The 21,018-nt window shown below is 41.3% G+C and carries 22 protein-coding genes and 1 tRNA gene; 13 read left to right on the top strand and 10 right to left on the bottom strand.

What is annotated here, in order from left to right; all coding sequences use genetic code 11:
- Nucleotides 1-49 precede the first annotated feature (49 nt).
- A complete protein-coding gene (locus tag O9323_RS15320; RefSeq protein ID WP_002736451.1) occupies nucleotides 50-217 on the top strand; it encodes a hypothetical protein in 168 nt (55 codons plus the stop codon).
- A 491-nt stretch (nucleotides 218-708) separates the two neighbouring features.
- Here the strand turns inward: O9323_RS15320 and rpaA are convergent, their stop codons facing one another.
- Nucleotides 709-1,449, bottom strand: coding sequence for a two component system response regulator RpaA (rpaA, locus tag O9323_RS15315; RefSeq protein ID WP_002736267.1), 741 nt, complete (start codon nucleotides 1,447-1,449; stop codon nucleotides 709-711).
- A gap of 510 nt (nucleotides 1,450-1,959) precedes the next feature.
- On the opposite strand from rpaA, the gene O9323_RS15310 reads away from it, so the two are divergent.
- The 6 genes from O9323_RS15310 to O9323_RS15285 all read left to right on the top strand — a co-directional run bounded on the left by O9323_RS15310 (nucleotide 1,960) and on the right by O9323_RS15285 (nucleotide 7,926).
- On the top strand, nucleotides 1,960-2,679 hold the full coding sequence (locus tag O9323_RS15310; protein ID WP_002737675.1) for a biliverdin-producing heme oxygenase: 720 nt from the start codon (nucleotides 1,960-1,962) through the stop codon (nucleotides 2,677-2,679).
- Nucleotides 2,680-3,079: 400 nt separating this feature from the next.
- Complete coding sequence (gene acpP, locus O9323_RS15305; protein WP_288125380.1) at nucleotides 3,080-3,334, top strand: acyl carrier protein; 255 nt, start codon at nucleotides 3,080-3,082, stop codon at nucleotides 3,332-3,334.
- 70 nt (nucleotides 3,335-3,404) lie between these two features.
- Nucleotides 3,405-4,655, top strand: a complete 1,251-nt coding sequence (fabF, locus tag O9323_RS15300; protein WP_002754493.1) for a beta-ketoacyl-ACP synthase II — start codon at nucleotides 3,405-3,407, stop codon at nucleotides 4,653-4,655.
- An 82-nt stretch (nucleotides 4,656-4,737) separates the two neighbouring features.
- Nucleotides 4,738-6,744: a transketolase gene (gene tkt / locus O9323_RS15295; RefSeq protein ID WP_288125379.1), complete on the top strand. Its 2,007-nt coding sequence runs from the start codon at nucleotides 4,738-4,740 to the stop codon at nucleotides 6,742-6,744.
- A 113-nt stretch (nucleotides 6,745-6,857) separates the two neighbouring features.
- Entirely contained in the window at nucleotides 6,858-7,118 is a 261-nt protein-coding gene (locus O9323_RS15290) for a helix-turn-helix domain-containing protein (protein WP_036386251.1), read from the top strand.
- The gene (locus O9323_RS15285; RefSeq protein ID WP_002754497.1) at nucleotides 7,096-7,926 is read left to right on the top strand and encodes a hypothetical protein; all 831 of its coding nucleotides are present in this window, start codon (nucleotides 7,096-7,098) and stop codon (nucleotides 7,924-7,926) included. The genes O9323_RS15290 and O9323_RS15285 overlap by 23 nt, the downstream gene beginning before the upstream one ends.
- 9 nt (nucleotides 7,927-7,935) lie before the next feature.
- Here O9323_RS15285 and O9323_RS15280 read toward each other — a convergent pair whose 3' ends face one another.
- The gene (locus O9323_RS15280) at nucleotides 7,936-8,829 is read right to left on the bottom strand and encodes a DNA adenine methylase (protein ID WP_002754499.1); all 894 of its coding nucleotides are present in this window, start codon (nucleotides 8,827-8,829) and stop codon (nucleotides 7,936-7,938) included.
- Between the two features lie 178 nt (nucleotides 8,830-9,007).
- Between O9323_RS15280 and O9323_RS15275 the strand changes: the two genes are divergently transcribed.
- From O9323_RS15275 to O9323_RS15265, 3 genes are read left to right on the top strand one after another with little or no spacing between them, the layout of a single operon-like run.
- On the top strand, nucleotides 9,008-9,469 hold the full coding sequence (locus O9323_RS15275; protein ID WP_238560423.1) for a hypothetical protein: 462 nt from the start codon (nucleotides 9,008-9,010) through the stop codon (nucleotides 9,467-9,469).
- Nucleotides 9,466-12,204 carry a KGGVGR-motif variant AAA ATPase gene (locus tag O9323_RS15270; protein ID WP_002736152.1) on the top strand — a complete coding sequence of 913 codons (2,739 nt, stop codon included), beginning with the start codon at nucleotides 9,466-9,468 and terminating at the stop codon, nucleotides 12,202-12,204. The genes O9323_RS15275 and O9323_RS15270 overlap by 4 nt, the downstream gene beginning before the upstream one ends.
- 27 nt (nucleotides 12,205-12,231) lie before the next feature.
- Complete coding sequence (locus tag O9323_RS15265) at nucleotides 12,232-12,657, top strand: hypothetical protein (RefSeq protein WP_002754505.1); 426 nt, start codon at nucleotides 12,232-12,234, stop codon at nucleotides 12,655-12,657.
- A gap of 515 nt (nucleotides 12,658-13,172) precedes the next feature.
- Here O9323_RS15265 and O9323_RS15260 read toward each other — a convergent pair.
- The 8 genes from O9323_RS15260 to O9323_RS15225 all read right to left on the bottom strand — a co-directional run bounded on the left by O9323_RS15260 (nucleotide 13,173) and on the right by O9323_RS15225 (nucleotide 18,827).
- Nucleotides 13,173-13,257, bottom strand: a tRNA-Leu gene (locus tag O9323_RS15260).
- Entirely contained in the window at nucleotides 13,236-14,123 is an 888-nt protein-coding gene (locus tag O9323_RS15255; RefSeq protein WP_002754507.1) for a M48 family metallopeptidase, read from the bottom strand. Before O9323_RS15255 ends, O9323_RS15260 begins: the two co-directional genes overlap by 22 nt.
- Nucleotides 14,116-14,535: a tetratricopeptide repeat protein gene (locus O9323_RS15250; protein ID WP_002736380.1), complete on the bottom strand. Its 420-nt coding sequence runs from the start codon at nucleotides 14,533-14,535 to the stop codon at nucleotides 14,116-14,118. The genes O9323_RS15255 and O9323_RS15250 overlap by 8 nt, the downstream gene beginning before the upstream one ends.
- Nucleotides 14,536-14,654: 119 nt before the next feature.
- Complete coding sequence (locus O9323_RS15245; RefSeq protein ID WP_002735178.1) at nucleotides 14,655-15,392, bottom strand: sulfite exporter TauE/SafE family protein; 738 nt, start codon at nucleotides 15,390-15,392, stop codon at nucleotides 14,655-14,657.
- 31 nt (nucleotides 15,393-15,423) lie between these two features.
- Nucleotides 15,424-16,191: a proteasome-type protease gene (locus O9323_RS15240; protein ID WP_002754509.1), complete on the bottom strand. Its 768-nt coding sequence runs from the start codon at nucleotides 16,189-16,191 to the stop codon at nucleotides 15,424-15,426.
- A 226-nt stretch (nucleotides 16,192-16,417) separates the two neighbouring features.
- Nucleotides 16,418-17,194: a 3-oxoacyl-[acyl-carrier-protein] reductase gene (fabG, locus tag O9323_RS15235; RefSeq protein ID WP_002775997.1), complete on the bottom strand. Its 777-nt coding sequence runs from the start codon at nucleotides 17,192-17,194 to the stop codon at nucleotides 16,418-16,420.
- A gap of 141 nt (nucleotides 17,195-17,335) precedes the next feature.
- Nucleotides 17,336-18,235: a lysophospholipid acyltransferase family protein gene (locus tag O9323_RS15230; RefSeq protein ID WP_002754510.1), complete on the bottom strand. Its 900-nt coding sequence runs from the start codon at nucleotides 18,233-18,235 to the stop codon at nucleotides 17,336-17,338.
- 106 nt (nucleotides 18,236-18,341) lie between these two features.
- Nucleotides 18,342-18,827, bottom strand: coding sequence for a DUF29 domain-containing protein (locus tag O9323_RS15225; protein ID WP_149106937.1), 486 nt, complete (start codon nucleotides 18,825-18,827; stop codon nucleotides 18,342-18,344).
- Between the two features lie 232 nt (nucleotides 18,828-19,059).
- Here O9323_RS15225 and O9323_RS22915 point away from each other — a divergent pair, with 232 nt between their 5' ends.
- From O9323_RS22915 to O9323_RS15210, 3 genes are all read left to right on the top strand, one after another.
- Complete coding sequence (locus O9323_RS22915; protein WP_502846429.1) at nucleotides 19,060-19,491, top strand: IS1/IS1595 family N-terminal zinc-binding domain-containing protein; 432 nt, start codon at nucleotides 19,060-19,062, stop codon at nucleotides 19,489-19,491.
- 33 nt (nucleotides 19,492-19,524) lie between these two features.
- Nucleotides 19,525-19,752, top strand: a complete 228-nt coding sequence (locus O9323_RS15215) for a DUF2281 domain-containing protein (RefSeq protein ID WP_002731731.1) — start codon at nucleotides 19,525-19,527, stop codon at nucleotides 19,750-19,752.
- 81 nt (nucleotides 19,753-19,833) lie between these two features.
- Complete coding sequence (locus O9323_RS15210; protein WP_002734782.1) at nucleotides 19,834-20,142, top strand: type II toxin-antitoxin system VapC family toxin; 309 nt, start codon at nucleotides 19,834-19,836, stop codon at nucleotides 20,140-20,142.
- The last annotated feature ends 876 nt before the right edge of the window (nucleotides 20,143-21,018 follow it).

The raw sequence follows: 21,018 nt of genomic DNA, 5'->3' as shown, positions 1-21,018 counted from the left end.
ATTTTCGTCAAGATAGGAGACGTAGAGTTATAGCAGACCCCTTAGATCTATGTTTCCCTTTTTCTTCAACACTTGTGGCAGCACTTCCCGCCAAGAATGTCAAGAGCGTAAATTAACATTCCTCAAATGGATGCGCGACGACCTCGAAACCCGTCTAGCGGGATTAAATGCCGCTATCGAAACTATCGAGCGTCAAATCGGTCGGGAAGGTCAATAAACCCTGAAAATAGGCGAGTTTTCCCCTCGCCTTCTCCCCACAATTGGCTAAAAGAGATAATAGGAGTCTATCGTTATTGTAATCGGCACTCGGCCTGCATGGGTTACGCTACCGCTAACCTATCCTACAAATAATTGCGTCTCCCTACTTATTGGCACTCAATAGCATAATTCTTTGAGCGACTTTTTCAGCAAACCCCATATATTCAGCATTCATGAGGGCAACCCTAAGGCGAAGTAATTCTCCCGTTTAAAAGCGCCGTCCCATGGCTAAAAGCGAGAGACTTCTGCTGATACTAAATTCAACCAGTAATTACTCCCGCCATTGTCCTGACTTGCTAGGGGTGTTTTCCCCTTGTTATCGTCAGGGTCAAAAAGAGGCCGCAGCCATAGCCATCAAAACCTAACCGCCGGTCAACCTTCTCAATCTGAAGAGGAGGAGGAGCGAGGAAACAATAGTCCCTATTGCCTATTTAGACAATCGCTCCCCGTTTAAACTGTTGCCGCCGATGAATCAAGCACCACCTGTTCATTGGTGGGTAACTCCAGACAATAACCCGCACCGTAAACGGTTTTAATATAGCGAGGGTGGCGGGGATCGGGTTCTAGTTTCGTTCTCAGATGGCGAATGTGAACGCGAATAGTCTCGATATCATCATCGGGATCGTATCCCCAGACTTCCTTGAGAATATCACTGGGGGAAACGGTCTGACCGTGACGCTGGAGAAGACAGTGGAGTAACTCGAATTCTAGATGGGTTAACTTGACCACACCTTCAAACCAGACCGCCTCAAAACGTTCGGGAACCAGGGTTAAAGGCCCAAAACTGAGTATTTCTGAGTGTTTAGCGGCTTGGGGAATGCGATCGGTGCGTCTCAGGAGAGCGCGTACCCTAGCTAACATTTCCTCCACCTCGAAAGGTTTGGTCAGGTAATCATCGGCACCCGCGTTAAAACCTTCCACTTTATCTTGGGTTTGTCCTAAGGCTGTCAGCATCAAAATCGGGATGTCTGACGTGCGTTCATCTCGTCGCAAACGCTGACAGACAGTAAAACCATCGACTTTGGGCAACATTAAATCCAGCATGATTAAATCGGGTTGTAACTGGACGGCCAAGGCTTGGCCTTTAATCCCGTCCTCTGCGGGGTTAACGTCATAACCCGCCATCTCCAAGTTGATGGAGACTAATTCCGCGATCGCAGGATCATCATCGATTACAAGTATTCGGGGCATTACCAGAGTGTTATGACTAAGGGTTTGGGTAGGGGGTTGCTAAATGTGTTCTCGCTGACATCGCAACTATGGCTTTGTCTCTCAAGGGCTTGAGTTTAGCACAACATAAAGAATCCTGTACTGATTATAAGCATGATTGCTAAATTCGGTTTTAATTTGTGAAATTTTGCTGATCTAAGTCTCCTGAATGTTAAGAATTAATAAGAAGTGTGAAGAATGTTGCTCGATAATCGATATTAGTGCTATGTCCTAGCCTCTCTCTCCCCAAGATGACCTAGGCAGCAGTTTTTCACTAATCTTTACAATTTCGCCATCTGGCTCAATACCAGTTTCAACCGACGGTTAAGTCCTGCTAGAGCTAACTTTTCCCCCTAAGCTCCCCCGGCGGCACTGTAAAAATTCTTAATAAAATTAGCGATCGATTCAGTTTAATCTACCAAAATAGGCGGTTTTAGTAAGCATCTGTAACGAACCCGATCCATTCTACTCATCCCAACAGGTGATCATAATATGAGCGTTAATTTATCAACTCAACTGCGAGAAGGCACGAAAAAATCTCACACCATGGCAGAAAACGTCGGTTTTGTCAAGTGTTTTCTCAAAGGTGTGGTGGAAAAAACTTCCTATCGCAAACTGGTGGCTAACCTCTACTTCGTCTATTCGGCCATGGAAGAGGAGATGGAAAAACTTCGTAGTCATCCCGTCGTTTCTAAAATCTGTTTTCCTGAACTCAATCGCAAAAATGCGCTAGAACAGGATTTATATTTTTATTATGGTCCAAATTGGCGCAACGAGATCGCTTTATCTCCCGCAGGTCAGGCCTACGTTGACCGGATTCGGGAAATCGCCACAACAGAACCCGAATTATTAGTCGCTCATTCCTATACCCGTTATCTCGGCGATCTGTCCGGGGGGCAAATCTTGAAAAAAATCGCCGAAAAAGCGATGAATCTGGAAACTGGTGGCACAGCTTTCTATGATTTCAAAGATATTACCGACGAAAAAGCCTATAAAAACCACTATCGTCAAACCCTCGACGAGTTACCGGTGGATCAAGCCATGGCCGATCGCATTGTCACCGAAGCTAACGCCGCTTTTGGCATGAACATGAAAATGTTCCAAGAGTTGGAAGGTAATCTAATCAAAGCGATCGGAATTATGCTCTTTAATACTCTCACCCGTCGTCGCAGCACCGGCAGCACCGAAACTGGATTGGCTACCGCCGAATAGTAGTCAAGAAAACCAAAAAAACGGAAATTCTAAAATTTGGGTAATGGTCAGCCATGATTATTATCTTAATTTCAGAGTTATCCGTTATATTTTTGCTTTTTATTCAGGAGGCAGGAGTCAGTAGTCAGTAGTCAGGAGACAGGAGATTATTTTTATTTATTCTCCCCACACCCTACACCCCACACCCCACTACCCCACACCCTACACCCCACACCCTACACCCCAATTTCCCTGATGATCGCAAAAAAACTTCATCAAGAGGGGAACAACTTCCAGTAAGATGAAAAATGGTCAGTGAAAAAGCTAACCGAAATTTATTGCTGGAAATGGTAACACCGCCCCATTTCCCCAGACCCTAGAGGCTAGAGTCTGGTAAACCAGCGGATAAAAATTGACATCCATGAGTAAAGCAGACATTTTCGATCGAGTTAAAAAAGTTGTTGTGGAACAATTAGAAGTAGAGGATCCAGATACAGTTATCCCTGAAGCAAGCTTTGCTAATGATCTGAAAGCGGATTCCCTTGATGTGGTCGAGTTAGTGATGGCTTTAGAGGAAGAATTTGATATTGAAATTCCCGACGAAGCAGCCGAACAAATTGACACTGTGGGCAAAGCTGCCGATTATATTAGCGGTAAAGTAGAAGCAACCGCCTAATTATTGCGGGAGAATTGACAATTTAGGATTAAATATCTGGGGCAAAATCTGCCCTTATTTTTGAACAAACATGACAGAATTGCCATTAAAAAGGGTTGTCATCACGGGGATGGGTGCGATCACTCCCCTCGGCAATAATCTAGCAGACTATTGGACAGGCTTAATCAACGGCAAAAGTGGCATTGGTTTAATTACCCACTTTGATGCCTCCCGTCACGCTTGTCGCATTGCTGGGGAAGTGCGGGGTTTTGACCCCCACGAATATGTGGATCGCAAAGAGGCAAAGCGTATGGACCGTTTCGCTCAATTTGCCGTCGCCGCTAGTTTGCAAGCGCTGCAAGATTCGCGATTAGTTATCGACGCTCTCAATGCCGATGATATAGGTGTACTAATCGGTACGGGCGTAGGTGGTATAAAAGTGCTGGAGGATCAACAGGAAATTTACTTGACAAAAGGTCCGGGCCGGTGTAGTCCTTTCATGATCCCGATGATGATTGCCAATATGGCCGCCGGTTTAACCGCTATCCATACGGGAGCCAAGGGACCGAGTAACTGTACCGTGACCGCTTGTGCTGCTGGTTCCAATGCCATCGGGGATGCTTTTCGTCTAGTACAAAGGGGTTCGGCCAAAGCGATGATCTGCGGTGGGACGGAAGCCGCCGTTACCCCCCTAGGATTGGCTGGTTTTGCCTCCGCTAAGGCCCTGTCCACCCGCAACGATGACCCCACCCGGGCCAGTCGTCCCTTTGACAAGGATCGGGATGGTTTTGTCATGGGGGAAGGGGCAGGAATCTTGATTATAGAGGAATTAGAAACGGCCTTAGCTCGTGGGGCGCGGATTTACGCCGAAATGATCGGTTATGGTCTGACTTGCGATGCCTATCACATGACGGCACCGGTTCCCGACGGTCGTGGGGCCACCAGAGCGATCGAATTAGCGATCAAAGATGCCGGTTTGACTCCGGCGGAAATTAGCTATATCAACGCCCACGGCACCAGTACAGGGGCCAATGATCCCACGGAAACCAAGGCGATTAAAAAAGCTTTAGGAGAATCGGCCTACCAAATCCCCGTCAGTTCCACCAAATCGATGACAGGCCACCTTTTAGGCGGTTCTGGCGGCATTGAAGCCGTGGCCACGGTCATGGCGATCGCTAATGACCGGATTCCCCCGACGCTCAACCTGGACAATCCTGACCCCGATTGTGATCTTGATTACGTCCCCTACGAAAGTCGTCAGCAGATAGTTAACGCTGCCCTCTCCAACTCCTTTGGATTTGGCGGCCATAACGTCACCTTAGCTTTTAGAAAATATGCTTGAGTCGATGCCCCTGAAAGAGTAATCTGTGAGTGGCTCCCTCTTTAACCTGGTCTTATTTTTGTAGTTCATTCTAAAAAACATTATGGTTGTAGTCTCCCAATCCCTCGAAGAACTTTGTATTAATGCGGTACGTTTTTTAGCGGTGGATGCCGTAGAAAAAGCTAAATCGGGACACCCCGGACTGCCCATGGGAGCCGCTCCCATGGCCTTTGTTCTCTGGGATCAATTCCTGCGTTTTAACCCGAAAAACCCCCAATGGGTCAATCGCGATCGTTTTGTTCTCTCCGCCGGTCACGGTTGTATGCTGCAGTACGCTTTGATGTACCTGACCGGATACGATAGCGTTCCCCTAGAGGAAATTAAACAATTCCGGCAGTGGAAATCGAAAACCCCCGGCCACCCCGAAAATTTCGTCACGGAAGGGGTGGAAGTGACCACCGGTCCTCTGGGTCAAGGGATTGCCAATGGTGTGGGTTTGGCCCTAGCAGAGGCCCATTTAGCGGCCCGTTTCAATAAACCGGATGCCAAAATTATCGACCATTACACCTATGTCATTTTGGGTGATGGTTGCAATATGGAGGGAATTTCCGGGGAAGCTTGTTCTTTAGCCGGTCACTGGGGTTTAGGCAAGTTAATCGCTCTCTATGATGATAACCATATCTCGATCGATGGTTCCACCGATATCGCTTTTACCGAAGACGTGAGCAAGCGTTTTGAAGCCTACGGTTGGCACGTTCAGCACGTCGAGAATGGTAACACCGATTTAGATGCCATTGCTAATGCGATCGCGGCTGCCAAAGCTGTCACCGATAAACCCTCGATGATTAAAATCACCACCACCATCGGTTATGGTTCCCCCAATAAGTCTAATACCGCCGATGTTCACGGGGCAGCTTTGGGAGCAACAGAAATCGAGTTAACCCGGAAAGCCTTAGGTTGGGAATACGAGCCGTTTGTGGTTCCCGATGAGGTGTTAAATCGTTTCCGGCAAGCAGTGGACAAGGGAGCGACGGCAGAAACGGACTGGAATAAGTTATTTAACGAATATCAGGCTAAATATCCCGCAGAAGCGGCTTTATTTGAGCAGTTAACCACCGGTCAACTGCCGGAAGGTTGGGAGCAAGCTTTACCGGTTTATAAACCCGAAGATAAGGCGCTCGCTAGTCGTAAACACTCGGAAATCTGCTTAAATGCGCTTGCGGGGGTTTTACCCGGTTTAATCGGCGGTTCAGCGGATTTAACCCACTCTAACTACACCGAATTAGAGCATTTTGGTAATTTCCAAAAAGGCAGTTATCAGGAGCGTAACGTCCATTTTGGTGTGCGGGAACACGCGATGGGGGCGATTTGTAACGGGATTGCTCTCCATAACACGGGATTGATTCCCTACGGGGCGACTTTCCTGATTTTCACCGACTATATGCGGAATTCTATCCGTTTATCGGCATTGTCAGAAACCCGCGTCATCTGGGTAATGACTCACGATTCCATTGCCTTAGGGGAAGATGGACCGACTCACCAACCCGTGGAACACGTTGCTTCTCTGCGCGCTATTCCTAACCTGTTAGTCATGCGTCCGGGAGATGGTACGGAAACTTCCGGTGCTTATAAAGTAGCGGTGAGCGAAACTAAGCGCCCGACGTTACTAGCATTATCCCGTCAAAATCTGCCCAATTTAGCGGGAACTTCCCTTGCGGGTGTGGCTAAAGGTGCTTATATTATCACCGATTGTGAAGGTACTCCCGATGTCATTCTCATCGGTACGGGGGGCGAGTTGTATCTCTGCGATAAAGCGGCTGCGGTGTTGAAAGAAGCAGGAATTAAAGCTCGCGTCGTTTCTATGCCCTGTTGGGAGCTATTCGAGGAACAATCGGCAGAATACAAAGAATCGGTATTGCCGAAAGCAGTGAAAAAACGTCTCGCGGTGGAAGCGGGTTCAACTATGGGTTGGCATCGCTACATCACCGATGAGGGGGATGTGTTGGGGGTTGATACCTTCGGCGCTTCTGCTCCAGGAGGTGTGATTCTAGAGAAGTTCGGTTTTACCGTGGATAACGTGGTAGCGAAGGCAAAAGCGTTGTTAGGTTAATTACCTGAAATCTTAGCTGTAATGAGTCAGAAAAATCTGGCTCATTTTTTTGTTTTTCTATTGTGACTGTCAGTCAGTGGACTAGGGGTCACGTCAGGCAGTTTAATCGAAGCATGGCAAAGGACAATTTAGCTCAATTTGGCAGATGTTTACATAATGCTCGCATTCAAAAGGGTTTATCCCAAGAAAGGTTGGCCGAAGCGGCCAATTTGGATAGAACTTACATCAGTCTTCTTGAACGTGGTAAAAGGAATCCTTCTTTACTATGCTTGATTTCTTTATGTAGAGCATTAAACATAAGTCTTTCGGAGCTTTTTAACACTATGTCTATAAATTCCGATGTAAATACTGATGATGTCAGAAGATTTGATTAAATTGCTTGAGCAGTTTTTGCATGATAACGAGCTTGAATGGGAATGGTTTGAAAAAATAGAAAGTTTTTGTAAGAGTTATAGTTTGAATATCAAATATATTACAGAAGTTCTCAATGATCCAAAAGTTATTCCTATGATTCGTGGCAAGTTTTTTGAGTTCACTGTACAAGATGAACTGTCAAAAATACTCGCAAATAATTATTTAGTTACTAATCCTCGCTTAAATCCTCAAGCTGGTTCTCACGATATAGATGTAGCTATTATCAATCAAAAAAACGCCAAAAAATACTCTGCTGAATGTAAGTTAGCCAAAAAAGGTAGTTTCCGTCTTCAGGGAGGTATCAGACCTTTTATTGAAGTCAAATGTATGAGATCAAGAACCTTAGGAGACAAAGCAGCAGAACAAAGGTCTAAATTGATAGGAATACCTTCAACAAGCCTAAATATTCACAAAGATCAATATATTGAAACAGATTTTGATTTAGTGATTACATCTCTTGCCAATGCTTTTTTTCAGACCAATTTAGAAACGGGACTATTTGTTTGGAAGCCCACACCAAAAGAGCAAATATTTTTAAGCAAAATTAATATTAATAATCAAGAAGAAGCCCTTTTAAAAATGTACGTTGCCAGAAGTAAAGATTTAACAGCAAATCAAACCAATAATATCAATTGTTCTCGCCAGAAATGCCACGATAACAACTGTAATTTCATCCCTAATTATCCCAAAATTTTCTTTGATGTTAATACGGCTGAACCTCTACAACCATGGCTACCGATAGAAAAAATAGAGGATTTACTTGATTAAAATTAGGAATCAAGATACATCGAATAAACTTAATTGTAGAGGTGTAAATCTTGCAGGTTTCTGAAGATCATAATTAGCAATAAATACCTCCTTGCCCTTGCGTCTTTCACTCTGATAACCATGTTCTAATTTTAAACCATTTTTTTGATCATCAGTTCGATTAATAGTGTAATTCCATTCATTATCTTGTAAAGAAATACACCAATCATACATTTCTCTAATTTCGGAGCAATTATCATAAGTCAAAAGAAATTTAAATCGATGTTGATGTTTTTTCAACGTCTTACATAACCTTTCATGATCTTCTAGACTGAAGAAGCAGGAATAGAATTTATTTTGATCTGCTTGAAAGTAAGGAGGATCGACAAATAAAAAGTAATCATCGGGTAATTGATTGATTAAATCTTCAAAATCTAAACAAGATAAATTGACATTTTGCAGTTTTTCCGAAGTGGTTTTTAGGTGAGAAGGCCAGTTTTCAGGACGCATAGAATACTTATCACCATAGCCCCAATAACAATTTTCAAGTTTCATAATTCCTGAGTAGGAAGTTCTATTTAGATAATACCAACGCATGGCTCTTTCTAGGTCATTGTCTGGTTGAAATTCATTTTTATAATAATTGTGTAATTCTTTGGTAGCGTTTAGATCTTTTAATAATTCAATTAGACTATCAAGATGATCTTTGATATGTCGATAACAGTTCATTAATTCCTCATCTTTGTCATTGAGAATATTCTCTGCTACACTTTCCTTAGCAAAGAATATAGATGCTCCCCCCGCAAAGGGTTCACAATACTTATGGTGACTAGGAAGACAAGCTAAGATTAGCTTACGGGCATAAAATTTACCGCCAGGATAACGAAAAGGAGAATTACTAAGTTTTTTAGCGATTTTGGACATTACCTTTGATTTTAGAGGCTTTTCTTTGAGATTATTTTAACAAAATTACGATATTTTATCTAGGAATGTCAGAGAAGTTCGGTTTTACCGTGGATAACGTGGTAGCGAAGGCAAAAGCGTTGTTAGGTTAATTAAAACTTTGGTTTTGTGGAAAAAGCCCGCGCCAGCGGGTTTTTTTGTGCTAGGATCTAACCCTATCGTGCAAAGGGTTGACTGGGTGATTCCTTTTACAGACAGAGAACTACAAAAAGCATGGAGAGAAAATCAACGAGCGGCAAAGGTCGAAACCAGAACTAACGCTCATCGTTTATTGCTATTTTACTCGGTTGAATGTGGTCTCAAAGCGGTTTTACTGAAAAGACAAAGTAAAGATTGCACCGATTCTTGTCGAGAATTACTTGAAGTGCGGCATGATATAAATAAGTTACTAGACAAACTAGCTGCGGGAGAAAAACTAAAACTTCCCTCACAATTAAGTATGAAACCTTTAAAAAATAATCAAGAGAGAGAGCTTTCTTCCGGTGAAATTAATCAAATGTGGCGATATGGGGGATGCTGTGAAAATATCAAGGATGGTGAATTAGAAAAAAAATTGTTAGATATATTACGTTGGATTGAACAGGAGTTGCAGGGACTATGAGAAGACGGACATTACTAACTTGGTTTGATATTAAAAGAAAAATTGCTCGCGAAACCGCTAACGGAAATGACTTACCTGATGGTATTGTTAAAATTAGTTGTTTTAGTAGTGCTTTAGAGATTGGTATTCAAAATCAAGATGATCAACCAAAAGCTAACTCAATATTAAAAGAATGGTTCGGAGATTGGTATCAAGAATCAGAACAAATTATTCAGCTAGATATTGATAATGCTTCTATTCCTGTAGAATTTATTTTAATAGATAATAGTTCTTATTTTTCTCCATCGATTCGACCTTTTTGGCAGGAAGTCGCTTATTTAAAAGAAAATACAGATTCAGAGCAATCGGATAATTTTTTACCCAATGCTTATCAAGATAAGCCAGAAATTATTGCTTTTTATTCTTTTAAAGGTGGTGTGGGAAGAACCCTACATTTAGCCGCTTATATTCTTGCTCTCTTAGCAAGAGCAAAAGAGATAAATAAACCAATTAAAATTTTAGTTATTGACTCAGATTTAGAGGCACCGGGGTTAACCTATTGGCAAAGGTATGAAAATCAACAGGCAACCGTATCTTTGAGCAATTTTTTGGAAGTTTATCAATATCCTAATCCATCTCTAGAGGTGGCAATCTCTTGGGTAACTCAAGAAATTAAGAAAACTGCCAAACAGCAAAATAAATCAACTTTATATTTTCTCCCCGCTTTTATTGAAGAAGAAGAACTCTTAGATACTCCTATACTTCCAGAGAATTTAGCTAGAAATCCATCGGGTGCGTGGGAAGTAGGGGATGCAATTTATCAATTAGGGCAAAAATTAGCAGTAGATTATATATTTATTGATTTAAGAGCAGGATTAAGTGAAATTTCTAGCCCAATTTTATTTGACTCTAGAATCCAAAGATTTTTAGTAACAACAGTTAATGAGCAATCTTGGCGAGGTGTCAGGATGGTTTTAGAAAAAATTGGCTTACTAGCTCCCAGTGATTTAAAAGTAAAGGATGGTAATTATTATGATCCTTCGATAATTATTAGTTTTTTAACTCCAGAAGTTAGAAATTTATCAGCATTTGAGAATATTTTAGAGCAATTACAGTCGGCTTATGTTCAACCCAAAAATGAGATTTTATATATTGCTAGACTGGATATTAAAGAAACTGATTTCGCCCAAGAGTTACTATATGTTAACAATTGGGAAGAAGCTCAAAACAAATTAAGTTCAACTTCCTTGATGGAACTGGCAAGACAATGGGCAGAAGATAAATTATCTAATAATAGCATTGCATCAGCCACACCTTCAGATAACTCCTTAGATGATGTGAAAAAACTCAGGGATACTTGCAATAAATATATTTATGCAGAAAAGGGACAAGGGGAAGATTTGCTCATTACCGAGCCATTGAAAAATCTCGCTCGTAATTTTCAAGATAAACTACCTAATGTTATCTCAATTGGTGCTAAAGGTGCGGGAAAAACCTTTAATTATATTCAGCTATCTCGCCTACAGTCTTGGGAAAATTTTTTAAATAAAGTTGATCCTCAAAATCAAGAAAATTCCCTAGAAAATCTCGGTTTAATATTTCCTTTACTGCAATCACAAAATTTAAATGATCAGGCCAAAAATATTCTTGAGCAAGCACGGCAAAATGTTAATAATTTTCTTAATAATGATTATCAATTTTTCTCATCGGATTTAAAAGACAGAATTACGCAGTCGCTATCAAATCAGGATTGGAATGAGGTTGATTGGACAAATTTTTGGATCAAAGAAATTTCGAGAGTTTTAGGTTATAATCCTGAAAATTGTCAATTACATAAACTGCATGAATACCTTCAACAAAAAAACTCGAAGATTATATTTTTATTTGATGGATTAGAAGATGCTTTTCCTAATGTTGCCAATGATAACCGTGAACGAAAAGCCTTGAAAGCCTTGATCGATAATTTACCGAATAAATTATCAGAAATTCGGCAATCTAATCTCGGATTGATTGTCTTTCTGCGTCGAGATTTCTTGAGATATACAATCACACAAAACTCGCAACAATTTGAAAACTTATATCGTAATTATGATCTATCTTGGAATCTAGAATCGTTTCTTAAACTTTCCTATTGGCTCTGCATACAATCATCGGTTATTAATGCTAACTCTCAGGATTTAGTCGGCTGTTCAATTGAAGATTTAAAAGAAAAATTAGAATTACTTTGGGGCAAAAAATTAGGAGCAGATAATGCAAGGGAAGCTAAGTCAGACAATTGGATTTTTGCAGCTTTAACCGATTTTAATGGAAGACTGCAAGCGAGGGATATTGTGAGATTTTTGTACCATGCTGCTAATATTACTGTAGAAAAAAAAGAAGAAATACAATTTTCTAAATGGTCGAATACTAGACTGTTACCTCCCCAAGCGATTCGACGAGCGCTTGAACCCTGTAGTCGAGAAAAAGTTAGAGAGTCTGAGGAAGAATATCCTATATTTAAAAGCTGGGTAGAAGAAAGTTTACATAAATATAGTGATAGAAAAATTCCTTTTTCTCTAGAACAGTTTAATCTGGATGGCACTCAAGTCAATGTTCTTGAGCAAATGGGAGTAATTTATGAGGACAAGGATAAAGAAGATGCAGTTCGTTATTATATGCCCGAAATATTCCGTGAAGGGTTAGGATTTTCTAGTCAAGGTGCGCGTCCTCGTGTTCTAGCTTTAAAGCGCAAAGTTTTGGGGAAATCAAATTTTTAATGGTTCGAGCTTTTTGGCAATGACTATATGATTGATTGTTATCAGCTTTTCACAACAGACGTAGCTATTATCAATCAAAAAAACGCCAAGAAATACTCTGCTGAATGTAAGTTAGCCAAAAAAGGTAGTTTCCGTCTTCAGGGATGTATCAGACCTTTTATTGAAGTCAAATGTATGAGATCAAGAACCTTAGGAGACAAAGCGGCAGAACAAAGGTCTAAATTGATAGGAATACCTTCAACAAGCCTCAATATTCACAAAGATCAATATATTGAAACAGATTTTGATTTAGTGATTACATCTCTTGCCAATGCTTTTTTTCAGACCAATTTAGAAACGGGACTATTTGTTTGGAAGCCCACACAAAAAGAGCAAATATTTTTAAGCAAAATTAATATTAATAATCAAGAAGAAGCCCTTTTAAAATGTACGTTGTCAGGAGTAAAGATTTAACAGCAAATCAAACCAATAACATCAAGTGTTCTCGCCAGAAATGCCAGGATCACAACTGTAATTTCATCCCTAATTATCCCAAAATTTTATTTATTTTGTCTGATGGGATTATTTATTTTTACCAGTAATTTTGTCAACTCCTTTTTTATACTGCGTTCTGTCATCATTCCAGCCAGCATCCCGCCAAGCCCGCAAAAAGTTAAGACAGGGGCTGTAAATGGTAACATTCCTGCTAAGGCTATAGCTGCTCAAGCTCCACCAGCCAGCCCTACTCTTGCCCCAGCTTGATTATCCTTAAACAGTTTAGTCTTTTTTATGTTGTCGAAAGGTTTTGAGTATTCTGACATCGATTATTCTCCAAATCAGGATGCCGATATTACAACACAGCTTTCGGGAATTGTCTATATACTGATCATCATTCATGCCATCGCTAAAAGCGAGGGAAGAATGCTGACACTAGGTTAGAATTGCGGTAACGCACCATAAATTCTTATGCTTGGTTTTTGTCATTTTAATGGGCGGAGTCGGACTCGAACCGACATGAGGGGCTGCCTCGCCACATTTTGAGTGTGGTGCGTCTACCAATTTCGCCATTCGCCCTTGGCATTAGTTTTATCATTATAACCCATTTTTGGCCCCTTTAACAAATTGTGATAATCGGGGGAACTGGCCCAACGATCGATTTCTCGCGCACGCAGGACGGGGAGGGGATGGGTTAACTGTTGGGTTTGCAAACCCTTTAACATTTCGCCCATTTCCGAGGCGCTGACGGCATCGTAGGACTTGGCCTGATCGATAAAAGCCTCTAAATTTAATAAAGGTGCGAGACTGGGGGAACCTCCGGCTAACTTCATTAACACCGACATGACGATTTTTGGGTCTTGAACTGCCAATAAAGCGGATCGATCGCAACTAAACTCGGCGCAGCGCACCCATGCTAACATTCTCTCCTGTAGGGATCGTGCTAACATTGTCCCCCAATTGGGCAGCAATCCCGCCGCTAGGACCATAATATTGGCTAAAGTCAGATAAACGCCGTGTTCACATTTGAGATGACCTAATTCGTGGGCGATTACCGCTTGAATTTCTGCGGGAGTCAGCATTTCAATTAGGGAAGTGTGCATCACCATAAACGGTTTTTTGCCGCGCATGGCGAAGGTATAAGCGTTAGGAACGGGGTTTTGTTGAATGTATAATTGAGGTGGTTCTAAGTCGAGAACTCGGCAAGCTTCTAGGAGGAGATTATGCAGGTCGGGTAATTGTTTTTCTCCCACCAAAACACTAGCAGCAATATTATTTAAGTAAAAGAATTCCTCAGCAACGGAACCTAATAAACTTCTTACGGCTATATCTAACCCAGGCAATTGTTTAAGGGAGTTAGTCGCCTCTAGGTCGATGGGATGCCGAAAATCATTGGCTTTTAAGCCTAGTAATAACTGTTTTGATAATTCCATATTCTTATTCATTTAACCAAACTTTGACGCGTTCTAAACTTTTCCAATCGGGTTTTCTAGCTAAACCATCGGCGATATTTTCATCCACTTCTTGGCGAACTTCTTTGTTTAAACTAACTAATTGTTGCACCAGTTCGATATGTTCCCTAACTCCGGCGGTTTTGGTTTCCAACATAGCTAAAACCAAATTGATCCGGTTTTGGGGGGAAACTTTATCAAGTTTAACGGCTTTTTGGGCGGCTTTTAGGGCTAATTCCGGTTTATCGGTGAGCATATATAACCAAGCCAAACAGGACCAAACGGCGGCATTTTTAGGACTGCGATCGCTTAATTCTTTAAATTCGGGCAATAAACTGGCAGCGTTTTCTCCCTGTTGGTAGCGTTCTAAACCTTGTTCGAGGGTAAAATTGGCGATTTCTGTCATTTTCAGCTAGGGGGTTAATCAAGGAGCAAATCTAACGGTGATCGGCGTATTACACTGTTTTAGTACAATTTGCCTTTATTTAGTATTCTAGCAAAATTTGTCCCCTTGTCAGCAAAATTTTAAAAGACGATGCCGCGTTCTCGCCAGATCATCAATAGGCCACTCATCGAAACGAATAACATCACTGCTTGTTTAAATTGCTGGGGACTCATTTTTTCTAAAACTTTTTGTCCTAACCAATTGCCCGGCCAGGCTGCTAATCCTAACAATAAACCGTAACCAAGAAAAGGCAGATGTAAAACTCCAAAGGCTGCGTAGGCGATTAATTTGGCCACATGAACTACGACCATGTGAACGGATTTCGTTGCCACCATTGGTTCTTTAACTAGCCCATAGTTAATATAAAATAGGTTCATCATCGGGCCGGTACTACCGACTAATCCTGACAGGAAAGCGTAGATAAATCCCGAGGGCATAAAATACCAAGTTTTAATCTCAAAAAAAGGATTTTCTTGTTGGGGAAATAATTGTTTAAGCGAGGATAAAACCAGAAAAATTCCCAAAACTAGCGGCAACCATTTGAATTGTAAATGGGCAAACACAAAAGCGCCGAGGGTAGATCCCATAATTGCCCCGGGTAAATACCACACCGTCGAGGGCCAGTCAATGGCGCGCCAATACATTCCCATGCGTTGGACATTACCGATTAGCATCCCCGTGGTCAAAACCGGAGGAATGACGGCAGCATCGAGAAACCAACCTAAAACGGGGAGTAGAATCAGGGGGCTGCCCCCACCAGCAAGGGTACTAAAAAACCAAGCTAGACTACCTGCCAACATCAAGGTAACAATGATCATCGAGTTGTAAAGTTAATTCACAAAGAGTTACTTAATCTATTATGATATCTTCTTTGGGATCTTCATCAGTATAATGCCATTCCACATTGGGCATAGCCTCGAAAGCTTGACGGACGTAATCCTCCCAGAGTTTCCGCATTTTGGCTAGGTAGGGATCTCCTAGGCGCAATTGTAACTTATGACGTAGGCTTAGGCTATTAGCTTCATACATACTCAAATAGATAGGCGGTCCGACGGAAATATTCGATTTCATGGTCGAATCGATGGAAAGTAAGGCACATTTTGCCATTTCCTCTAGGGGTGTATCATAGGTAATGGTGCGATCGAGAATCGGTTTACCGTATTTAGTTTCACCTATCTGTAAAAAGGGCGTTTCTTTGGTGGCTTGAATATGATTTCCCTGGGGATAAATCATGAATAATTGCGGTTCTTCTCCTTTAATTTGTCCCCCAAGAATAAACTTACATTTAAAATCAATATTATCTTTTTCTAGCCAAGTTCTTTCCCTAGCTTGTACTTGACGACTTTTATCACCGATATAGTGGGCGATATCGTAGAGATGAGTCAGAGAATGGAGATTTTTATCCTCTTGATTGTGCAGATCTCTTTTTAGTTCGTGAATCACGCCTTGGCTAATCGATAAATTCCCCGATGTACAGACCATAATTACTCTTTCTCCCGATACCGAAAAGTCAAATAATTTCCGATAGGCCGAGATATAATCGACTCCCGCATTCGTGCGAGAATCCGCCCCCATAACAATGCCAAAACGATTGATAATTCCTAAACAGTAAGTCATTTTCAGTAATCAGTAAACAGTAATCAGTGAACAGTAATCAGTGAACAGTAATCAGTAAACAGTAAACAGTAATTAGTGAAGAGTGAAGAGTGAAGAGTGAAGAGTGAGCGGTGAATAATATCATTTAAAGCTTAAAACTTAAAACTTAAAACTTTAATCTGATCACTAATCACTGATAACTAATCACTGATAACTGATAACTGATAACTGATAACTGATAACTGAATTAAGCCATAACCATACCACCATCGACGTTAAAGACTTGACCAGTGATATAAATAGCGGCGGGATCTGCGGCTAAAAAACGCACCATGCCGGCGACTTCTTCCGGTTTTCCGTAACGGGAGAGGGGGATATATTTGAGAATTTCATCTGCTTTGAGGTCATGAGTCATATCAGTTTCAATAAAGCCAGGGGCCACGGCATTAACAGTGATGCCTCGACTGGCAAATTCCTTGGCTAAAGTTTTCGTTAAACCGATAACACCAGCTTTAGCGGCGCTGTAATTAGATTGACCCGGATTACCCATCAAACCGGATACAGAAGTGATGTTAATTATGCGGCCGCTTTTCTGTTTTAACATCAATTTACCGACGGCGCGAGTGCAGAGAAAAACCCCGGTTAAATTGAGATCGATGACCGCTTGCCAGTCTTCTAATTTCATTCTTAACATTAGCGTATCCCGGGCAATACCGGCATTATTAACTAAGACATCAATATGACCGAATTTTTGCTTGGTACTATCTACTAAATTATCCACTTCTTCGCTTTTAGCCACATCTGCTTGTAGAGCTATTGCCTTTCCCCCGGCTGCGGTAATTTCTTCGACAACGGCATCGGCAGCGCTGCTAGATTTAGCATAGTTCACCACTACAGTAGCACCCTGGCTGGCTAATTCCAAGGCGATCGCTTTACCGATCCCTCGCGAGGCCCCGGTTACTATGGCTACTTTGTCTTGTAAATGCTGGCATTCTGCGGGTAATAGTTTCATAATTTTCTGCATTCCCCAAATAATCGTCAAATCTCAAGAGAAAACTTTGTACTGATAACTTTGCTCAAAACACTTCATTATCTCACAAGCGGGTTAATCTGACCGCAGCAATCCTCAATGGCGATCGCTCTGTCCCCACTTTCCTGTATAGTATCAGGGGGAATTGGCCGCCACTAATTGATCGAGTTGTTGCTGCATCAAATAACAGACTTTCTCATAACATTCGCGTACATAACGGCGGTCCCGGGCCGCTTTTTTGCCGTAACGTTCAAAAATAATTGGGGGACAAACCCGCGTCTGTATCGCTACGGGTAAGGGAATATTCGGCAAGGGACCGATAGCTAGTCCCCAGGGTAAACCGAAATAGATGGGACAGGTCCCGGGGTCAATACCGAAAGGCCAAGGCATACCCTTTTCATGTAATTCTTTTAATTGAGGATAAATATCGTCGAGGACAAACAGAGTCGAGTGAGCGCCGTGGGAAATGGCGGGAATAATCGGCACTTCGTACTGTAAAGCTAGTTTAACAAAAGCTAGATTACCGGCAAAATGAATTTTATTTCTTAAACTGTGGGGACGGAAAACATCCGTAGCACCTCCTGGATAAATTAGGACACTAGCGCCACTATCCAAAGCAGCGATCGCCATTTTCGGATGAGCATGAATAGCTCCCATTTGGGCCACTAGATGCGCTTGGGATGGAAAAAATCGCCAGACTCGCGAATCCATCAAACCATAGACTAAGCGATCGCTGCCAAAGCGTTGAAACCAATCATACATCATCATAAACATATCGGGAGCCGCTAAACCGCCGTTATGGGAGCCGATGAATAATACTTGTCCTGAGGGGGGAATATTTTCCCAACCATCGGTTTCGACGCGAAAATAATGGTGATAAAACCAATCCAGAAGGGGGACAAATTTTTCGATCACTTGCGGATCGCGATCCTCTAATGACCAACCAGTGAGGGTATCAACAGGGGCCTTGGCTGCTTGTAGGGATAATTCGGCAAAAGTCGCCGTAGATGAGACAAAAGAACTAAAAATCTGCATTGATGCCCAGTTGATAATTTAAGCGCATCTTAATTATCGCAAATTTCGGTTAAAAAACCCATCGTTTGAGAACGGCTTTCCTTGATGATTCTATCATCTTTAATGTCTAATCTTCACAGTTGAACCAATTTTTATCTAATAACTGTTCTAAACTGTAAGGGCATTCTGGAGGAAAATCGCCAGAAAAACCAGTTTTTTGTTGAACATAATCTAAAGCATCCTGATAGATTATCGGTAATTCCTCGGCTAAATAATTATGTAAATTCGTCGTTAAATATTTTCTTGATTGCGTGCGAAAACTGATAATTTCTGCTCGCCAATGATTCCGATTTATTTCTGCTTCTGTTGTCCAATAGTGTAAAAGTAATAAATGCCTGATCACTTGTTCAAGTAAGCTACTGACTCGGTTTTTATCTCTTTTACTCAAGCTTTCTAATTCCTCAATTAAATGGATTATATCTAATTCATCTAAGCGATTTTCTTTGAGGAGTTTTATTGTTTCCTCTAACCAAAGATGTTGATCAATTTCGTAAAGTAGGGGTAGGGTTTCTCCTCCCTCTACTTGCCAGGGATTCTGATTTAAAGTTTTCATTGCATTGTTTACGGTTCTTAAAGCGATTCCGTTGGCTGTATAGTAATCACTAACCCTATCATAACAGATGATGTCATTAATCTCTAGAGTCAGCTATTCCCTCTTTAGCCATGTTTGTGATGGGGTAGTGATTCGGTAGTAGTGGTAAGCCATCTTGCTTATCTGGACTGAGTCGTGTAGAATATTTACTAATAAAAATAATTGCTTGATAAATGTTGGAGATTTGCTTTTTATGATTGCTATTTTTATCAATATCTTCTCTTGGATAATTAAACTTTGGTTAAATTACGATGAAGATTTAGAACATTGTCTTCTGACAAAAGATTCACAAACTTCAACATCTTGTTGTCCTAAATGTGGTTCTTATCATACCATCAAAAATGGTTCTACACATCATGGCAAGCCGAAACGTCAGTGTAAAGAATGTGGTCGTCAGTTTGTGATCAATCCCACTAATAAAACTGTCTCTGACGAAACCAAACAATTAATTGGTAAACTCTTACTCGAACGAATTTCCTTACGAGTAATTGCTAGAGTAACAGGGGTAAGTTGGTCATGGTTACAAAATTATGTCAACAGTAGTGCGATCTCGCGTAGCGAGCGCGTTGCGACCGCACTATCCATAACTTGTCCCCTCATCGCTGAAAACCCATGCTATCCTTGAGGTATCCCCCCAAAATCCTCAAATCAAATCGTTATGAACGATGCTGACCTAGATACCAATTCTCCTTTATTGCAAACCCTTCAGACATTACCTGTCCAACAACAACAAGAAATTCTCGATTTTTTGGAATCTATAGTCAATCAACACCATCAAACCCAAATAACCCAAACAGGTAGAATTGCAGGATTATATCAAGGTCAAGGCTGGATCAGCGATGACTTTAACGAACCCCTAACCGATGAACTCTTGCCGCCAACTTAACCCATGCAACTTTTATTAGATACCCATAGCTTTATTTGGTGGTCAATTAACTCATAAAAACTATCACTAACCGGGCAAGATTTGTTATTTGATCGAAATAATCGCTTGTTTTTAATCGTTGCTAGTGTCTGGGAAATGCAAATAAAACTGCAACTGGGAAAATTACAACTTAACCCATCTTTACAGGAATTAATTAAAAATCAAATAACCATTAATAATCTAGAAATACTTTCTATTGATCTAGCTCATATCTGGACACTAGCAACCCTTATCCACTATCATAAAGACCCCTTTGATCGACTTTTAATATCCCAATCAATAACCGAAATTATGCCTATTCTGAGCATTGATGAGATATTTGACCTTTACCCCGTTCAAAGAATTTGGTAAATTTCCCAAAATGTTAGGCGATCGCTCACCTCGCAGCTAGGTCAAGCAACACCCCCACCCAACGTCAAAGGCAGACAACAGAAGGATACACATCCCCAAAAAACAACTGTGTCAAAAGCTACAATTTAATAAATCTTTACATTCCTCTCCCTAGCTTAGCGATTCACAGAGCAAGGATTCTCAGGTGTTTTCCCCTGTTTTACTGCTTCTCAGACGAACTATTTTTTTTCCGTGAGGGATTGTGGCGCAGTGTGTCGGATTCGCCTTTGCCTTCTCTCTTGACTGATCCTCAACTCGATCGCAAACTAAATTAAACAGGATTACCTCGCACGAGCCAGATCATAGAAATAATTGAATATGGCTAAATTACCAGAGGAAACCCTAACTAGCATTTTTGATCTACTGCGTCAACTGGCAGAGCAGATAGAATCAGAAGAATTAAGCCTAAACAGTAGCTCTCTTTCATTGTAGGCAAAAGGGGAAAGGTTTAAGAAAAAATTATCATCTTCCCCTTGCCAGACTTCTGCAAGCAGTCTATTAATTACGGGCTGCTGAAAAAGTTTTTCGTGGGGTGTGGGGTGTAGGGTTTTACCGATTTTGAGGGGGTCAATTACCTAATTTTCAGGGAAAAAGTCCAGGAATTTTACCCCCGATCACTCCCAGATATGGTACTTTTTGATTGACAAAAAGTCTAAAAGTCTTACCCAACAAGGTTTTTAGATTTATTCAGCAAACCCTAATTAGGGCTTGCTGAAAAAGTAAGGGGGCAGCAGGAGAAAGATAATTGATTATTCAAGCCGATTGAGAAGATAAGTTTTTGTTGAGATAATTCAGAGAAAATATAACTTTTATTAATAGCAAAGGGGAGAAAACAGG

Source organism: Microcystis sp. LE19-131.1A (assembly GCF_027532015.1).
Lineage (GTDB): Bacteria > Cyanobacteriota > Cyanobacteriia > Cyanobacteriales > Microcystaceae > Microcystis > Microcystis ichthyoblabe_A.
The sequence above is the reverse complement of the archived record's forward strand: the minus strand, read 5'-3'. Positions and strand labels throughout refer to the sequence as shown.

What these genes read in the sequence shown, in the direction of transcription:
- O9323_RS15280 (WP_002754499.1), bottom strand. Translation starts at nt 8,829, where the DNA reads ATGTCCAAAATCGCTAAAAAACTTAGTAATTCTCCTTTTCGTTATCCT.
- O9323_RS15285 (WP_002754497.1), top strand. Translation starts at nt 7,096, where the DNA reads ATGATGTCAGAAGATTTGATTAAATTGCTTGAGCAGTTTTTGCATGAT.
- fabG (WP_002775997.1), bottom strand. Translation starts at nt 17,194, where the DNA reads ATGCAGAAAATTATGAAACTATTACCCGCAGAATGCCAGCATTTACAA.
- fabF (WP_002754493.1), top strand. Translation starts at nt 3,405, where the DNA reads ATGACAGAATTGCCATTAAAAAGGGTTGTCATCACGGGGATGGGTGCG.
- O9323_RS15225 (WP_149106937.1), bottom strand. Translation starts at nt 18,827, where the DNA reads ATGAAAACTTTAAATCAGAATCCCTGGCAAGTAGAGGGAGGAGAAACC.
- O9323_RS15215 (WP_002731731.1), top strand. Translation starts at nt 19,525, where the DNA reads ATGAACGATGCTGACCTAGATACCAATTCTCCTTTATTGCAAACCCTT.
- O9323_RS15240 (WP_002754509.1), bottom strand. Translation starts at nt 16,191, where the DNA reads ATGACTTACTGTTTAGGAATTATCAATCGTTTTGGCATTGTTATGGGG.
- tkt (WP_288125379.1), top strand. Translation starts at nt 4,738, where the DNA reads ATGGTTGTAGTCTCCCAATCCCTCGAAGAACTTTGTATTAATGCGGTA.
- O9323_RS22915 (WP_502846429.1), top strand. Translation starts at nt 19,060, where the DNA reads ATGATTGCTATTTTTATCAATATCTTCTCTTGGATAATTAAACTTTGG.
- rpaA (WP_002736267.1), bottom strand. Translation starts at nt 1,449, where the DNA reads ATGCCCCGAATACTTGTAATCGATGATGATCCTGCGATCGCGGAATTA.
- O9323_RS15290 (WP_036386251.1), top strand. Translation starts at nt 6,858, where the DNA reads ATGGCAAAGGACAATTTAGCTCAATTTGGCAGATGTTTACATAATGCT.
- O9323_RS15255 (WP_002754507.1), bottom strand. Translation starts at nt 14,123, where the DNA reads ATGAATAAGAATATGGAATTATCAAAACAGTTATTACTAGGCTTAAAA.
- O9323_RS15250 (WP_002736380.1), bottom strand. Translation starts at nt 14,535, where the DNA reads ATGACAGAAATCGCCAATTTTACCCTCGAACAAGGTTTAGAACGCTAC.
- O9323_RS15265 (WP_002754505.1), top strand. Translation starts at nt 12,232, where the DNA reads ATGATTGATTGTTATCAGCTTTTCACAACAGACGTAGCTATTATCAAT.
- O9323_RS15310 (WP_002737675.1), top strand. Translation starts at nt 1,960, where the DNA reads ATGAGCGTTAATTTATCAACTCAACTGCGAGAAGGCACGAAAAAATCT.
- O9323_RS15230 (WP_002754510.1), bottom strand. Translation starts at nt 18,235, where the DNA reads ATGCAGATTTTTAGTTCTTTTGTCTCATCTACGGCGACTTTTGCCGAA.
- acpP (WP_288125380.1), top strand. Translation starts at nt 3,080, where the DNA reads ATGAGTAAAGCAGACATTTTCGATCGAGTTAAAAAAGTTGTTGTGGAA.
- O9323_RS15270 (WP_002736152.1), top strand. Translation starts at nt 9,466, where the DNA reads ATGAGAAGACGGACATTACTAACTTGGTTTGATATTAAAAGAAAAATT.
- O9323_RS15245 (WP_002735178.1), bottom strand. Translation starts at nt 15,392, where the DNA reads ATGATCATTGTTACCTTGATGTTGGCAGGTAGTCTAGCTTGGTTTTTT.
- O9323_RS15320 (WP_002736451.1), top strand. Translation starts at nt 50, where the DNA reads ATGTTTCCCTTTTTCTTCAACACTTGTGGCAGCACTTCCCGCCAAGAA.